The 15371-nt window shown below is 67.2% G+C and carries 13 protein-coding genes, 1 tRNA gene and 1 pseudogene; 5 read left to right on the forward strand and 10 right to left on the reverse strand.

Annotated features, from left to right (window positions below; genetic code table 11):
• From ADBZ6I_RS09100 to ADBZ6I_RS09110, 3 genes are all read right to left on the reverse strand, one after another.
• Positions 1-784, reverse strand: a 784-nt coding sequence (locus tag ADBZ6I_RS09100; protein WP_526383010.1) for a sulfatase-like hydrolase/transferase, incomplete at its 3' end; no start/stop codon positions are given.
• A gap of 35 nt (positions 785-819) precedes the next feature.
• The gene (locus ADBZ6I_RS09105; protein WP_526383012.1) at positions 820-3351 is read right to left on the reverse strand and encodes a sulfatase-like hydrolase/transferase; all 2532 of its coding nucleotides are present in this window, start codon (positions 3349-3351) and stop codon (positions 820-822) included.
• 46 nt (positions 3352-3397) lie between these two features.
• The gene (locus ADBZ6I_RS09110; protein ID WP_526383014.1) at positions 3398-4726 is read right to left on the reverse strand and encodes a WS/DGAT/MGAT family O-acyltransferase; all 1329 of its coding nucleotides are present in this window, start codon (positions 4724-4726) and stop codon (positions 3398-3400) included.
• A 164-nt stretch (positions 4727-4890) separates the two neighbouring features.
• Between ADBZ6I_RS09110 and ADBZ6I_RS09115 the strand changes: the two genes are divergently transcribed.
• Positions 4891-6099 carry a PucR family transcriptional regulator gene (locus tag ADBZ6I_RS09115; RefSeq protein WP_526383016.1) on the forward strand — a complete coding sequence of 403 codons (1209 nt, stop codon included), beginning with the start codon at positions 4891-4893 and terminating at the stop codon, positions 6097-6099.
• A gap of 201 nt (positions 6100-6300) precedes the next feature.
• Entirely contained in the window at positions 6301-8268 is a 1968-nt protein-coding gene (locus ADBZ6I_RS09120; RefSeq protein ID WP_526383018.1) for an FAD-dependent oxidoreductase, read from the forward strand.
• A 27-nt stretch (positions 8269-8295) separates the two neighbouring features.
• On the opposite strand, the gene ADBZ6I_RS09125 is transcribed toward ADBZ6I_RS09120, so the two are convergent.
• A tRNA-Leu gene (locus tag ADBZ6I_RS09125) sits at positions 8296-8369 on the reverse strand.
• Positions 8370-8527: 158 nt separating this feature from the next.
• Here ADBZ6I_RS09125 and ADBZ6I_RS09130 point away from each other — a divergent pair.
• The 3 genes and pseudogenes from ADBZ6I_RS09130 to ADBZ6I_RS09140 all read left to right on the forward strand — a co-directional run.
• Positions 8528-8638, forward strand: a complete 111-nt coding sequence (locus ADBZ6I_RS09130; RefSeq protein ID WP_526383020.1) for a calcium-binding protein — start codon at positions 8528-8530, stop codon at positions 8636-8638.
• Between the two features lie 136 nt (positions 8639-8774).
• Positions 8775-9254 (forward strand): DUF4383 domain-containing protein, encoded by a 480-nt coding sequence (locus tag ADBZ6I_RS09135; RefSeq protein ID WP_526383022.1) that lies wholly within the window; start codon positions 8775-8777, stop codon positions 9252-9254.
• Between the two features lie 66 nt (positions 9255-9320).
• Positions 9321-9695: pseudogene (locus tag ADBZ6I_RS09140) on the forward strand (DUF4383 domain-containing protein); the annotation flags it as partial.
• A 92-nt stretch (positions 9696-9787) separates the two neighbouring features.
• Here the strand turns inward: ADBZ6I_RS09140 and ADBZ6I_RS09145 are convergent.
• The 6 genes from ADBZ6I_RS09145 to ADBZ6I_RS09170 form a co-directional block, all read right to left on the reverse strand.
• Positions 9788-10741, reverse strand: coding sequence for a Ppx/GppA phosphatase family protein (locus ADBZ6I_RS09145; protein ID WP_526383024.1), 954 nt, complete (start codon positions 10739-10741; stop codon positions 9788-9790).
• Positions 10738-11229 (reverse strand): DUF501 domain-containing protein, encoded by a 492-nt coding sequence (locus ADBZ6I_RS09150; protein WP_526383026.1) that lies wholly within the window; start codon positions 11227-11229, stop codon positions 10738-10740. The genes ADBZ6I_RS09145 and ADBZ6I_RS09150 overlap by 4 nt, the downstream gene beginning before the upstream one ends.
• Complete coding sequence (locus tag ADBZ6I_RS09155; protein ID WP_526383028.1) at positions 11222-11947, reverse strand: FtsB family cell division protein; 726 nt, start codon at positions 11945-11947, stop codon at positions 11222-11224. Before ADBZ6I_RS09155 ends, ADBZ6I_RS09150 begins: the two co-directional genes overlap by 8 nt.
• Before the next feature lie 9 nt (positions 11948-11956).
• Positions 11957-13243 (reverse strand): phosphopyruvate hydratase, encoded by a 1287-nt coding sequence (gene eno, locus ADBZ6I_RS09160; protein ID WP_526383030.1) that lies wholly within the window; start codon positions 13241-13243, stop codon positions 11957-11959.
• An 87-nt stretch (positions 13244-13330) separates the two neighbouring features.
• Positions 13331-14056: a lytic transglycosylase domain-containing protein gene (locus tag ADBZ6I_RS09165; RefSeq protein ID WP_526383032.1), complete on the reverse strand. Its 726-nt coding sequence runs from the start codon at positions 14054-14056 to the stop codon at positions 13331-13333.
• 44 nt (positions 14057-14100) lie between these two features.
• Positions 14101-15225: a nucleoside triphosphate pyrophosphohydrolase gene (locus ADBZ6I_RS09170; protein WP_526383034.1), complete on the reverse strand. Its 1125-nt coding sequence runs from the start codon at positions 15223-15225 to the stop codon at positions 14101-14103.
• Between the last annotated feature and the right edge of the window lie 146 nt (positions 15226-15371).

Consider the following 15371-nt stretch of genomic DNA (forward strand, 5'->3'; position numbering starts at 1 on the left):
CCGGTGTAGCGGGCGGCTCGATGAAGCGGTTGTCCTCGATCAGGTCGGGGTACCACTGGTTGGTCTCACCGCCGATGAAGCCGTAGAACCGGTCGAAGCCCTTCTGCATCGGCCACTCCGACTTGCTGCCACCGCTGGACACGTCCTCTTCGGGAATGTTGTGGTTCTTGCCGAGGAAGAAGGTGCTGTAGCCGTTGTCCTGCAACACCTGCCCGACCGTTGCGCACTGCGCGGGAAGCCGGCACGCCATTCCGGGGAACCCGTTGGAGCCCTCGGTGATCACGCCGCTGCGGTTGACGTGGTGGTTGCGCCCGGTCAGGAAGCACGACCGGGTCGGCGAACACAACGCGGTGGTGTGCCACTGGGTGTACATCAGGCCGTTGTCGGCCAGCTTCTGCAGCACCGGCATGTTGATCCGCCCGCCGTACGGCGACCACGCCGCCATGCCGGTGTCGTCGTAGAGCACCACCAGGATGTTCGGCGCACCCTCGGGCGCCTTCTTCAACTCGAACGGCGTCCAGTCCGGCGTGGAATCACGAACATCCAGTTCGATCTTGCCGTCGAATCCCTCGTTGATGCCGGTGCCGTACCCCGGCGGACCGTCACCACCGCTACCAGCCACACCACCGCCGCCGCCGCCCTCCTTGGAGCAACCCGCGGCGATGGCTGACGCCGCCGCCACCCCAGCCCCGGCGGCCAAGCCGCCGAGGACCTTTCGTCGATTGACCCGATGGACGGCGTTGTCCTCGGGTGTCGGTTCCGGGGTGGCGGAAGCGTCAGTCATCGTTTATTCCCCTGTTAGTCGATGGAGCGGATTGGTTAATCGGTCGAGAACGCCGCGGCGGCGTCTCGTTGCAGATCGACGTAGGCCTTGTCGCTGACGTCGATGGCCACCCCCTGGATCTCACCACCGGTGAACGTGCCGGGGTTCTTGTACTGCTGGGAGACGTTGTCGGCGCTGTCGTAGCCCACGGTCAGGCCGTCGCCGGCGAGGGTGAACTTACCGATCTGGGCCTTCATCGGCCCCTTGGTCACCTCTTTACCGTCCACATAGAGCGTGGTGGTGCCCAACGACTCGCCGTACTCACCGGCGCGCTCCCGCTTGAACTCCATACCCAACGTGTGCTTGCCCGGGCTCAGCGGCGGGGACACGAAAACCTGCTCCGGCTTGATACCCAGGAAGTTGTACACGTAGTGCAACCGGCCGTCCTTGATGAACATCGAGTGACCGCCGAACCGCGAGCCGTGGGCGAAGAGCACACCCTCGGCCTCCGGCGTCATGTCGACATTGGCCGCGATCTTGTAGGACCGGCCCCGGATGTTGGCTGCCACACCCTCGGGCACCGGCGCGGTGTCGGGGTAGTAGACGTAACGGTCCCGCGACGGCTCGGCTTGCGGCCGCGGAGTGCCGAGCTGTTCGACCGCGACGCGGTCATCCAGGGGCAGCACGAAGTTGTTCTTGGCCTCCTCGAACCAGACGTCGATGAGCTCCTTGAGCTTCTCCGGGTTCTGCTCGGCGAGGTCGGTGGACTCCGACCGGTCCTCCTCGACGTGATAGAGAGCCCACTTGTCCTCGTCGAACTTGCCCTGCCCGCTGATCGGGGCGTGCAGCGCCGCAGCCTTCCAGCCGTCCTGCCAGATACCGCGGGTGCCCAGCATCGCGAAGTACTGCCGCTTGCGGGTGGTCGCCGCATCCTTGGAATCGAAGCTGTAGCGCATCGAGATCCCGTTGAGCGGGTACTGCTTGATGCCCTTGTACTCCTTGGGCATCTCCAGACCGGCCACATCGAGAATCGTCGCCGCGACATCGGTGGCGTGGTGGTACTGGTGGCGCACCTCGCCCTTGGCCTTGATGCCCTTGGGCCAGGAGATCACCATCGGATCACAAGTGCCGCCGGCGAACTGGCTGTAACGCTTGAACATCTGGAACGGCGTGGAGAACGCGGTCGCCCACCCGGTCGGGTAGTGCTCGTAGGTGTCCGGGCTGCCCAGTGTGTCGAGGTACTTCATGTTCTCCGACAACTCGTCGGGGTAGCCGTTGAAGAACTTGTTCTCATTCACCGACCCGTTCGGCGAGCCCTCACCGGAGGCGCCGTTGTCGGCGCAGTAGAACACGATGGTGTTCTCCAACTGGCCGGTCTGCTCCAGATAGTCCACGATCCGGCCCACCTGGGCATCGGTGAATTCGGAGAACCCGGCGTACACCTCGGCCATCCGGGAGAACAGCTTCTTCTCGTCGGCGTTCAGCGAACCCCACGGCCGCACCATGTCGTTGGCCACTTCGATGGCCTCCGGCAGCGGGTTGATCGGGGTCATCTTGGTGCCCTCGGGGAAGATGCCCTTCTCGACCATCCGGGGCAGCACCCAGTCCCGGTAGGCCTCGTAGCCGTCGTCGAACTTGCCCTTGTACTTGTCGATGTAGTCCTGCGGCGAATGATGCGGCGCGTGGTTGGCCCCCGGGCAGAACCACATGTACCAAGGCTTGGACGGATTGGATGACTTCTGATCGCGAATCATCCGGATCGCCTGATCGGCAAGGTCTTTGGAGAGGTGGTAGCCCTCCTCCGGGCTGAAGGGCTGCTCGATGAACCGGTTGTCCTCGATCAGGTCGGGATACCACTGGTTGGTCTCACCGCCGATGAACCCGTAGAACCGGTCAAAGCCCTTCTGCAGCGGCCACTCCGACTTGCTGCCACCGCTGGAGACGTCCTCCTCGGGAACGTTGTGGTTCTTGCCGAGCCAGAACGTGCTGTAGCCGTTGTCCTGCAACACCTGCGCGACAGTGGCGCACTGCGCGGGGGTGCGGGCGGCAGCGCCCGGGAACCCGTTGGAACCCTCGGTGATGGCGGCGAACCGGTTGACATGGTGGTTGCGCCCGGTCAGGAAACACGACCGCGTCGGCGAGCACAGCGCGGTGGTGTGCCACTGGGTGTAGGTCAGGCCGTTGTCGGCCAGCTTCTGCATCACCGGCATATTGATCCGCCCACCGTACGGCGACCACGCGGCCATACCGGTGTCGTCGTAGAGCACCACCAGGATATTCGGCGCGCCCTCGGGCGCCTTCTTCAACTCGAACGGCTTCCAGTCCGGCGTCGAATCACGAACATCCAGTTCGATCTTGCCGTCGAACCCCTCATTGATGCCGGTGCCGTACCCCGGCGGACCATCACCACCGCTACCGGTCAGACCACCGCCGCCGCCATCGTCCTTGGAACAACCCGCAGCGAAAGCACCCGCGGCTGCTACTCCGGCCCCGGCAGCCAAGCCGCCGAGGACCTTGCGTCGCGAGAGATTCCCTGTCTGTGCTTGCTCTTCCGGCTTTTCAGCGCCGTTGGCACCGGCATCTGTCATTAATCAGTTCCTTTTCCTGTTTGCGGTTTCGGCCCCGCAGGAGAATTTACTCAAGTTCCTGCAGGCTGTCCTCAAGATAGTCGAGGATCGTCTGCATTTCAGGAACGGCGAGCCGGCAACCGACGAGTCCGAACTCGAGATGATCGGCGTAGCTCAGGCAGGTGATGTTCAACGCCTGGTACTCCGTGGGGATCGAAATCGGGAAGATCGCCTCGAGCTCAGCGCCGTTCCAGTACAAAGTCGTCCGCGGACCCGGCACGTTGGAGATCAGGAGGTTGTACGGCGGCTTCATCGCGGATGCCCCGGGAAGCCGGGTGAGCGCGGCGGGCCCGACGGTCGTGAGAACGCCCATCGCGGACAACTGCAGGCCTGGCCGGTCTGCCATGACCGCCTTGGTGGCACGCATCGAGGAGGTGATGGTTTCCAATCGGGCCTCCGGGTCTTCCAGATCGGTCGCCAGGTTGCACAGAACGAACGTGATCGCGTTGCCCTCCTCGCCGTCGCCGGCGCGCAGCGACACCGGAACCGAGCAGATCAACGGTTCCTCCGGCAGCCCGTCGTTGGCGATGAGATAGCGGCGCAGCGCTCCGGCGCACATTGCCAACACCATGTCGTTGAGGGTGACTCCGCGAGCCTTGCTCGCTTTCAGGATCCGGCTGAGGTCGAAGGACCGCACCGCGACCCGACGCGCTCCGCTGATCGACTGATTGAACATGGTCGTCGGCGCGTCGTACGGGAGGACGGCCGTCTGGTCTTGAATGGCTGCCCGTCCGTAATTGGCCAGCAACGAGCCCATCCCCTTGATGCCCTTCAGCGTCCGTCCGGCGGACCGGAACGTTTCCAGGGGACCGCCGACGTGGCCTCTTGCCTCGACCTTCTTGGCCTCGTCGACCGGGCTCCACATCGGGGGCGTCCCGCGCAATTCGGGGTCGGGGTTGCAGGCCCGCAGAATCTTGCGGGTCAAGCCGATGCCGTCCGACAGGGCATGGTGGGCCTTGACGTAGACGGCGAACCGACCGCCCTCCAGACCCTCGATCAGGTGGAACTCCCACAGCGGATGGTGCCGGTCGAGCATGGTCCCGTGCAGGCGAGACACGTGATCGAGCAGGTCGTCCATCGACCCGGGTCGCGGCAGCGCCGTCCGTCGCACGTGGTAGCTCATGTCGACGTTCGTCTCATCGGTCCACCAGAGGTTGCCAAGCTGTTCACTCGGGCGACGCCCGAACATCGGCGCCACATCCGTGTAGTTGAGTAACTCCTGGTAGAGATCGCCGACATAGTTCTCGTCCGAACCCGCCGGCGGCTTGAAAATCATTAGCCCGGCGACATGCGCCGGCTGGTCTCGGGACTCCTGTAACAGGAACATGGAGTCCATCGGCGCAATCATTCCCATGGCACGTTTGCCCTTTCCTCACGGTCGCGTCTGGTAGTTAAGGGTGTATTGCACTGCCGCCGGTGTCTTGCAAACCCAGAAAAATGATTCCGACGGCCTTGTTCACCGGAACAATGCTGGGGGTGCTTGTGGCGGAGAATGAGGCGTTGGCTGTCAAGTTGTGGCTCGAGGAGTTTGCCCGGGCCTCGGAGAGCCGCGACACGCTCGATTACCTGGTCAAGGTTGTCAACGACCGGATCGTCGAGTCACTGCCGGAGTTCCTCGATCCCACCTTGCGCGCCGAACTGCACGCCAGTACCCGTGCGCACTGGAAGGGCTTTCTGGCGGTGGTGACCCGCGACCGGATCGAGGTTCGGCCCGCCCCACAGGTCTACGACCTGGCGCGCACTTTGGCGCGGCGGGGTTTCGAACTGCCCCTGCTGCTGTCGGTGTACCGGATCGGGCAGCGGGCGATGTGGCAGTTCATCACCGGAATCCTGCAGACGCAGGTGTCCGACCCTGCCGTGCGTTCGGCCGTCCTGATGCAGTTCTGGTCGCACGCCGCCCACTGGCTGGACACCACCGTGGAATCGCTGATCGTGGTGTTCACCGAGGAGCGGGAACGGTGGCAGCGCGGGAATCTCGCCCGACGCGCGGCGCTGGTCAGCACGATCGTCGCCGGCCAGGCCGTCGACATCGATACCGCCGTCACCACCTTGGCCTACCCACTGCGTCAGCACCACACCGCCTTCACCTTGCGGGTGGCCGACAGCGTGCCGGAGATCGACGTGCAGCGACTGCTCGAGTCCAGCGCACGATCGGTCAGCACGGCAGTCGGCGGAAGTCGGCCGCTGATGATTTCCAGCGGCGCCCGCGCGGCGTGGTGCTGGACCTCGACATCCGGCCAGATCCCGCCGGTTGGCCAGACCCCCCGACTGCCGCGGTTCGTGTACGCGACGGTGGGAACCTGCCACAACGGCCTCGACGGGTTCCGCCACAGCCATATCGAAGCCCTCGCCGCGCTGTCGGTGGCACCACGGGATGACCAACCCGTGGTGTGGTTCCAGGATGTCGAATTAGCTTGTCTAGCAACGGGAATGCTCGGCCCGGAGGCGCGGTCGGCGTTCGTGCGACGGGAACTGGCAGGGCTTGCAGCCGCCGACGAATCGGCGAACCGGTTACGCGACACACTTCGGATCTATCTACGCAACGGCAGCGACGCGGCACTGACCGGCGAACTGCTGCAGTTGCATCCCAACACGGTCCGATATCGCGTCCGACAGGCTGAGAAGTTGCTGGGTCATTCGATCCAGCAACGCCGCGTCCAGGTCGAACTGGCACTGGAGATCGTCGGTGTCGTCGGCGGACAGTCTTAGCGCCCCGCCAAGACCTGAGGGTTTCGTTGTCCGCGGCAACCGTGACCGCTCTGGATGACGCATGCAAAGCCGGCATTGCCGGAAAAGAAGTTTGCCAAATCTGAGCATTTCCGCCCGCGCGGCTCATCAGAGGACCAGTCTTTGATCAAAGTTTGACGCCAAGACCATGTTGACGACGTGAAGCACTGTTCAGGAGGACCCATGACCGAAATGACCGACAACCACCGTGCTGTTCTGCGCGCGCTGGCTGACACCGTCGTGCCGTCGATGCCGCGCGACGACGACCCGACCGGGTTCTGGGCGGCCAGCGGTAGCAGCATGGGTGCCGATGTGGCTGTCGCCCAGGTGATCTCCACCCTGCCCGAGGAGCAGCAGCATGGTCTGCTCAGTCTGCTCGACGGCATGCACGTGTTCGGATTCGCCACCGGCTCGCAGCGCTCCCGCGAGCAGGTGATTCGCAACGTCGCGCTGATGGGCGCCGCCCCGGCTGCGGGCATGAAGGCGTTGACCTCGCTGACCGCTGTCATGGCCTATGCGGTCCCGGACCCGAACACCGGGGTCAATCCGGCCTGGACGGTGTTCGGCTACAACGGTCTGCCGCAGACCGCGCCCGGCGGACCTGAGCCGCTGCCGACCTTCACGCCCACCGAGTCCACCGTGTCGGCCGACGTGTGCATCGTGGGCTCAGGCGCCGGCGGCGGGCTAATCGCCGGTGTCCTGGCCAAGGCCGGGCTCAACGTCGTCGTGCTCGAAGCCGGCCAGGCGCGCAACGAGGCGGACTTCCTGGGCTACGAGCTGCTCGCCTACCAGCAACTGTTCTGGCGCGGCGGCCCCAACGCCACCGCCGACGGGAACGTCAGCATGCTCGCCGGCTCCACTTTGGGCGGCGGCCCCACGGTCAACTGGACCAACTGCCTGCGGACGCCGGAATGGGTCCGCGACCACTGGGCCGAGGAATTCGGGCTCAAGGATGTCGCGACGCCCGACTACGACGCGCACATCGACGCGGTCTGGGAGCGGCTGGGCGTCAACGGCGAGTGCTCGGACCTCAACGGTCCGCACCTGCGGATGCGCGCCGCCGCGGAGGCCCTGGGCTGGTCGTTCACCACCCTGACCCGCAACGCCGACCCGAAGGCTTATTCGCCGGAGACCGCCGGGCACATCGGTTTCGGTGACCGCTCCGGGGGCAAGCGCGATGTCCGCCATACCTATCTGCGCGACCTCATCGATGCCGGTGGGAAGGTAATCGTCGGCTGTGCGGCCAAGCGGGTGCTGGTGGAGAACGGTCGCGCCGCCGGCGTGGAGGCCACCTACACCGACCCGGCGACCGGCGCCACCAAGGAGCTGACCATCAAGGCTCCCCGCGTGGTCGTCGCGTGCGGCTCGCTGGAATCCCCCGCCCTGCTGCTGCGCTCGGGCATCGGGGGCCCGGCGGTGGGCAAGTACCTGCACCTGCATCCGGCGATGGGCTTCCTCGGCATCTACCCGGAGGAGACCACCCCGTGGTGGGGCGCACCGATGACCGCCATGGTCGACGAGTTCGCCGACGTCAAAGACGGATACGGCTTCCTGATCCAGAACGCGCAATTCTCGCCGTCGCTGATCGTCGCGGGGATCGCCCGCGCCTCCGGCACCGAACACAAGGAAACCATCGCCCAACTCGGCCATGCGGCCTTCCTGGTGGCCTTCCCCCGTGACCGCGGGCACGGCACGGTCACCATCGACGACAACGGCAACTCGGTGATCAACTACTCGCTGACCGACGAGACCGACCTCCTGGTCGCCCAGACCTCCATCGACAAGCAGATCCGGCTGCACCATGCCGCCGGGGCCGACCAGATCATCCCGTTAGGGTCGCTCACCCAGCGCTGGCGCCGAGGCGAGGACCTGGAGGCGTTCATCAGGGCGGTACAGAACACGCCGCTGCGGGCCGGGGGCGTGCAGCTCTTCTCGGCGCACCAGATGAGCAGTTGCCGGCTGGGCAGCGATCCACAAACCTCGGTGGCCAACACGTCGGGCGAATTGCACGACACCCCGGGGGTTTACATCGGCGACGCCAGCGGCATGCCGACCGCCAGCGGTACCAATCCGATGATCTCGGTGATGTCGCTGGCGCACCGTACCGCCACGAACATCGCCAACGATGCCAAGTCCGCCGTCAACGCCTGAGGAGCACCAAGACTGCGGCTAGATCAGTGCCCCCAGTCGGACTCGAACCGACACTGGGCGGATTTTAAGTCCGCTGCCTCTGCCAATTGGGCTATGGGGGCGCACCGCAGACCACGGCACCACAGCACGGTACCTGCCGTCGTCCAAACGGTTACCGAACCGCCACCGACTCCGCCCCGGTTTGCCGTGCCGAACCCGGGCCTACGAACTATCGTCGGATATCAGGCCCGCGCGGCGTGGGCTGCGAAGGAGACTGAACATGCGAATCGTCGAGACCAAGCGCACCGGCGGCTGCACCTGCCGTTGCAACGCCTGCAAGAGCCAGGCCCATTGCCGCAACATCGGCAGCGGCTGCAAGGTCAAGCTCTGACTTAGCCCCATATCTAGAAGGCCCCATATCTAACACCGGGCCTTCTAGAGGCCCCACAATCTGACCAAAACTCCGGCGCCGGCCAGCAGGCCGGCGCCGGAGTTTGTCTTGTCGGCCCCTCGGGTACGCCGGTGCCATGCCATGTGACGACATCCGCAGCGGATACCTACCAGTTCAGAAGGCTGCCGCAGCGGTGGGCGCGGTGTTCCTTCTCGTCGGAATCCTGGGCTTCATCCCGGGCATCACCACCAACTACAACTCCCTGGGCTGGGCCGGCCACGAGTCACGGGCCATGCTGCTGGGCGTCTTCGCCGTCTCGGTGCTGCACGACGTGGTGCACCTGGTCTTCGGAGTCGCCGGGTTCCTCATGTCCCGCACACCGCACACCGCCCGCAACTTCCTCATCGGCGGCGGCATCGTCTACGCGGTGCTGTGGCTCTACGGCATGGTGGTCAACCAGACCAGCCCGGCCAACTTCGTCCCGCTCAACACCGGCGACAACTGGCTGCACTTCGTGCTCTCCATCAGCATGATCGGCCTGGGCGTGGCACTGACCCGCCGGGTCACCGAGCGGGGCACCGACCGGGGACGCGGCACCCTTCCGCACGCCGGGTAGGCGGCAATGGCCGCCCCGACACGACCCAACCCGCCCACTCGCCCGCGCCGGTTCCGTCGGGTCAGAATGGTCGCGGTCCAGGGCGCCGCGGTGGCCGTCGCCGCGGTGTTCCTGGCACTGGCCGTCGCCGGGTTCATCCCCGGCCTCACCACCCATCTCGACCAGATGACGTGGCTGGGCGCTAGGAATGGAAGCACCGGCGGTCGGCTGTTCGGGATGTTCGAGGTGTCGATCACCCACAACCTGATGCACCTGGGCTTCGGGGTGGCGGGCCTGCTGATGGCCCGCACCTTCCGGGGCTCGCGCCGCTACCTGATCGGCGGCGGTCTTTTCTACCTGGGCCTGTGGCTGTACGGCATGCTCGACGAGAGTTCCGCCAAAACGTTGCCGCTCAACGGTTCCGACAACTGGCTGCACTTCGCCATCGGCGTGGTGATGGTGGTGCTCGGCCTGACGCTGGCGGGCACCACAGTGCCCACCGGCGCCGACGGCGAGATCCTCATCCCCGAGGGACTACGGGATCGCCCGAGTGACTACGGGATCGACAGCGCGATCCCGTCGAGAATGTCGTGCTCGCTGACGATGATCTCGCTGATCCCGGCCCGCTCCCCCAGTGCGGCGGCCAGTTCCTCCACCACGATCGCCCCGCCGCCGATCACGTCCACCCGGCCCTCGTGCATCGGGCCCAGCGCCGCCCGCTGCGCCCGTGTCATCCCGATCAGCTGCTCGCAGACATCCAGCAGCTCTGAAAACCCCACCCGCGACAGGTGAATCGCCTCGGAGTCGTAGGTAGTCAAACCCTGTGCCAGCGCGGCGATGGTGGTGAACGTCCCGGCCACCCCCACCCAGGTGCGGGCCTGCTGCACCGGCACCACGGCCAGCGCGTCGGCCAGCCGCTCGCGCACCACCGCACGGGCGTCGGCCACCTCCGCGGCGGTGGGCGGGTCGGAGTGCAGGCACCGCTCGGTCATCCGCACGCAGCCGATGTCGGCGGAGTAGCTGGCCTGCACCCTCGCAGCGTCGCCCAGCACCACCTCGGTGGAGCCGCCGCCGAGGTCCACCACCACGAACGGCGCTGCGGCGGAATCCAATTCGGCCACCGCACCGTTGAACGACAACGAAGCCTCCTCTTCTCCGGTGATCACCTCGGCCACTGCGCCGGGCACCACCGACCCCAGCACGGCGGCGGTCATGGCGAAGAACTCGTCGCGGTTGGCGGCGTCGCGGGTGGCCGAGGTGGCCACCATCCGCACCTTGCTCACCTGATAGCGGCTCAGCAGCGCGGCGTAGTCCACCAGCGCCGCGCGGGTGCGGGCCAGCGCCCCGGCGGAGAACTGTCCGGTGGCGTCCACACCCTCCCCCAGCCGCACGATCCGCATTTCTCTGTGCAGGTCGGTCAACCGGGCGGGCTCCGACGTCCGGTCGGCGATCAGCAACCGGATCGAGTTCGTCCCGCAGTCGATGCCGGCCACCCGCTCAACACTCACGTCCACTCCTCGCGTTTCAGAATCCCGGCCATGCCCGGCTCGCCGGCGAGCAGGGCCAGCGCCTCGTCGCCGAACGGGTTGGTGCCGCGGCCCTTGGCCAGCGAATGAGCCATCAGCACGTGCAGGCACTTCACCCGGTCGGGCATGCCGCCGCCGGAGAAGGTGGTGCCCAGCGACTCCACGGCATCGCGTTCGGCCAGGTACAACTCGTGTGCCCGCCGGTAGGCGGCGGCCAGCTCGGGGTCCTGCTGCAGCCGCTCGGACATTTCCCGCATCACCCCGTCGGACTCCAGCCGGCTGGCGGCAGCGGTCAGCGCGGGGTGGGTCAGGTAGTACAGCGTGGGGAACGGGGTGCCGTCGGGCAGCCGCGGGGCGGTCTTGAGCACGCCGGGTTCACCGTTAGGGCAGCGGTACGCGATCTCCAGAACACCACGCGGTTCCCGGCCCAACTGCCGAGCCACGGCGTCGAGGTCGGCGGGATCAACCACCGGGCGGCGGGGGCGGCGAGGGCGGCGGCGGTGGCGGGGGTGGCGGTGGCAACGGCCGCGGCGGCAGCGGAGGCGGCGGCGCCGACGGCGTCTCGCTGGCGGGGGCGGCGGGAGCCGGCGGGCCGTGCGGGGTGTCGGCGATGGTGTGCCACAGCGAGGTGTACCAGGGGTCGGTGTTGCGCTGCGTGGCCTGCTGCTGCGCCGGCCCGTCGTCGGTCTCCACGATCGCCCCAGGGGGCAGCTGAACCTGATACGGGATGTCGCCGGGTTTGACGAAGCCGAGCCGCTCGCGAGCCTGGGCGGCGATGTACACCGGATCGGCGAGTTTGACCTTCTGGGTTTCCAATTCGGAGATCTGTTTGCGCAGCGCGGCCTCGCTGGCCGCCAGCTGCTTCATCTCGGTGCGCTGGGCGAAATAGGTGCGCACCGGCCCGGCGATGGTCAGCGTCAGCACGCACACCACGGCCGCCAGGATCGCGGCGCGCCGGGCGGTGAAGCCCAGCCGCTGTTCGTTCTGCTGCTGCACCGAGACGCTGAGCGCCTGGCGGATGGGCTCAGTGATGCTTCGGCCGACGGACTCCGCCCGATCCCGCAGCCCCTGGTCAGGCCGAGTTTCCCGGGCCGTTATCCGGGCTGGGCCGGAACGACCGCGACCCGAAGCACCCGGCCGGGAAGCCGGCGCGCGACGCTTCGGGTCAGATCGTTTGCCGTCTGCCACCAGTCCTGTTTACTCCGCTGCGCCGAAGCGCGGGAAAGCGAGGTCCCCGGCGTAGCGGCCGGCGTCGCCGAGCATCTCCTCGATGCGCATCAGCTGGTTGTACTTGGCAACCCGCTCGCTGCGCGCCGGCGCACCGGTCTTGATCTGGCCGCTGCCCACCGCGACCGCGAGGTCGGAGATGGTGGTGTCCTCGGTCTCACCGCTGCGGTGGCTCATCATGGTGCGGTAGCCGCTGTTGTGGGCCAGCGCGACGGCGTCGAGAGTCTCGGTGAGCGTGCCGATCTGATTGACCTTGACCAGCAGCGCGTTGGCGGCGCCGCGCTCGATGCCCTCTTCCAGCCGCTCGGGGTTGGTGACGAACAGGTCGTCGCCGACGACCTGCACCCGGTCACCGACCGCGGTGGTCAGATCCACCCAGCCCTGCCAGTCGTCCTCGGCCAGCGGGTCCTCGATGGACACCAGCGGGTAGGCGTCGAGCAACTCGATGTAGAAGTTGGTGAGGTCGTCAGATGTGCAGGTCTTCTTCTCGAAGGCGTAACCGGTGCCCTTGGTGAAGAATTCGGTGGCGGCGATGTCCATCGCCAGGGCCACGTCGGTGCCCGGCTTGTAGCCGGCCGACTCGATGGCTGACAGGATCAGGTCGATAGCGGCCTTGGTGCCGGCGACGTCGGGGGCGAAGCCGCCCTCGTCACCGAGGCCGGTGGCCAGGCCCTGCTTCTTCAGCACGGCCTTGAGGGCGTGGTACACCTCAGCACCCCAGCGGACCGCCTCCTTGAAGTTCGGGGCGCCGATCGGGGCGATCATGAATTCCTGGACGTCGACGCCGGTGTCGGCGTGGGCGCCGCCGTTGAGGATGTTCATCATCGGAACCGGAAGAATGTGCGCGTTCGGGCCACCGAGGTAGCGGAACAGCGGCAGACCGGCGGACTCGGCAGCGGCCTTGGCGGTGGCCAGGGACACACCGAGGATGGCGTTGGCGCCCAGCCGGGACTTGCCGAGGGTGCCGTCGAGATCCAGCAGGGCCTGGTCGACCAGACGCTGATCGTCGGCGGACATTCCGATGACGGCCGGAGCGATCTCGTCGAGCACGCCTTCGACGGCCTTCTGGACACCTTTGCCGCCGTAACGCGAACCGCCGTCACGCAATTCGACGGCCTCGTGCTCACCGGTGGAGGCGCCGGACGGGACAGCGGCGCGGGCCATGGTGCCGTCGATGAGGGCCACTTCGACCTCGACGGTCGGATTGCCGCGGGAGTCCAGAATTTCCCGCGCTGCGACCTGCTCGATGATGGGCACGATGCTTCTCCTTGCTGGTGCGACCCGGCTGTCGACGATCAGACTAGATGGCTTGGGCCGCTACGGCGCTGTACTTGACGAGGTTCGCTACAGGGAATGTCCGGAGGCGTACGCCGCGGCCCAGTCGCGCACAGCGCGAGCGTAAGCCTCGGAGTGGTTGTAGGCCCGCAGCGCGGTCGTCCAGCCGCGCGGGGTGGACAGGTCTTTGCCGCTGTAGCAGAGGTATCCGGCCGCGGCCAGGGTGGCGTCGTCGATGTTGTCGACACTGACAATTCCGTCGTTGTTGGCGTCCACCCCGTAAAGCCGCCACGTCTCGGGGATGAACTGCATCGGGCCCATGGCGCGGGCGTACACGGGGTCGCCATCGCGGGAGGCCTCCTGGTCGACGATGGCGAGATTGCCGTTGGTGCCGTCCAATCGGACGCCGCGGATCGGCGGGCTGACATCGCCGTTGGTGTCGATCAGCGCGCCGCGGTAAGTGCCGTGGTGGCTTTCCACCATGCCGATGCCGGCCAGCGTGGTCCAGGACAGATGGCACTCCGGGTTCTCCACCTGCGCCACCCGGGTGGCGTACCCGTAGGCCTGCAGGGCCTTGATCGGGATGCCCAACGCCGGGGCGCGCTGCTCGGCCCATTCGCGCAGTTGATCCGCCGGACGGCCGGGGGCCCGGGTATCGATCTCCGGCACCGGGTCACCGGCCGGCGGCGGCACACCCTCCGGAATGGGGATGGTCGGCTGCCACGAACAGCTGGAGCCCAGCAGCATTGCCGTCGCCGAAACGACGACGGCGGCCCGCTTCCACCGTGACGGCATCCGTCCATCGTCCCACGCCCGGGGCAACGGAACCGGCTGCGAACTCAGGCGATTCCGACGCTGGAGCCGGTGTCCTCGTCCGGCCGGTCGTCCGGCCAGTGCACCACCGCGGACGTCAGCGTGCCCGGATCGGTGTCGTCGTCGGAGAAGACGGCCGCACTCTCATAGCCGGTCTCGGAGACGGTCTCGCTCTCGAAGACGGCCGCACTCGCCGCGCTCTCCGAGACGACCGTGCTGTCGAAGACGGCCGCGCTCTCGTCGACCGGCCAGTAGTGGCGCCATTCCTCGGCGGTGGCGGGCAACCCGACCTCAGGACCGCTGAGGCGGGAGGCGGCGATGGCGTCTTCGGCGGCGCGCACGTGATCCATGAACCTCAGCACGGTGCCGCGCAGCATGTTCTCGGCGTCGCCGCCGGCGCTGACCGACACCGAGGTCATGGCCGGCGGGATCAGGTCGTCGGGCACGCCGGCGGCGGCGACCCGGTCGATCACCTTCTGCGCCAACGCCAGTGCCGGCTGCCCGGTGGGGATGCCGTCCACACAGGACCGATCGCCGGAGTGTTCCAGCGCCTTGCGGGCCTCCCACTGGGCCAGCTGATCCTCCAGGGTGATGTCCTGGCCGGCCAGCACCGCGGGCACCCGGTTGCCGAGCTTGCGCAGCAGCGCGTCGGCGACGTCGTCGATGTTGAACGCGTTCGACGTCGCCTCTTCGGCGATGCGGGCGTGGAACAGCACCTGCAGCAACACGTCGCCGAGTTCGTCGCGCAGTTCCTCGGCGTTGCCGCCGCGCACCGCGTCGAACAGTTCGTAGGTCTCTTCGAGCAGGTAGCGGCGCAGCGAATCGTGGGTCTGCTCGCTCTCCCAGGGTCCGGCGGTGCGCAGGCGGTCCATCACCTCGACGGCGTCGACCAGTCGCTCCCCGGCCCGCGGCGGCGACACCGCGATCAGCGTCTCACCGGCCGCCAGCCGGGCCCGGACGTCGGGGTGGTTGCGGTCCGAGGACAGCAGCACCGAGGCGTCCGGTCCGATCAGCGCCGAGCGGGCCGCCGGCAGCGACCACTGCACCCGGATGGGCATCTCCTCGGTGTACTGCAGATCCCCGCCGAGGAACTCCACCGCCTCGACCGGCACCAGGGCAGGGCGGCGCGCGTCGACCAGAATGACCGTCACCGCGGGTCCCCCTTGGTTGCTGTTGTGAAGCTTGTTATATCAACGTCGCCCTTGGGGCGTCCGTCGAGGGCGAGCAGCAGGTCGGCCACCAACTGCACCAGGTCCAGGTCGCGGATGCGCGCCGCACCCACCCCGGAGCCCTCTCG

This window comes from Mycobacterium sp., from assembly GCF_044342925.1.
Lineage (GTDB): Bacteria > Actinomycetota > Actinomycetes > Mycobacteriales > Mycobacteriaceae > Mycobacterium.

Excerpts from the sequence above, each read along its gene's own strand:
- ADBZ6I_RS09105 (WP_526383012.1), bottom strand. The coding sequence starts at position 3,351 with ATGACAGATGCCGGTGCCAACGGCGCTGAAAAGCCGGAAGAGCAAGCA.
- ADBZ6I_RS09110 (WP_526383014.1), bottom strand. The coding sequence starts at position 4,726 with ATGGACTCCATGTTCCTGTTACAGGAGTCCCGAGACCAGCCGGCGCAT.
- ADBZ6I_RS09120 (WP_526383018.1), top strand. The coding sequence starts at position 6,301 with ATGACCGAAATGACCGACAACCACCGTGCTGTTCTGCGCGCGCTGGCT.
- ADBZ6I_RS09130 (WP_526383020.1), top strand. The coding sequence starts at position 8,528 with ATGCGAATCGTCGAGACCAAGCGCACCGGCGGCTGCACCTGCCGTTGC.
- ADBZ6I_RS09135 (WP_526383022.1), top strand. The coding sequence starts at position 8,775 with ATGCCATGTGACGACATCCGCAGCGGATACCTACCAGTTCAGAAGGCT.
- ADBZ6I_RS09165 (WP_526383032.1), bottom strand. The coding sequence starts at position 14,056 with ATGCCGTCACGGTGGAAGCGGGCCGCCGTCGTCGTTTCGGCGACGGCA.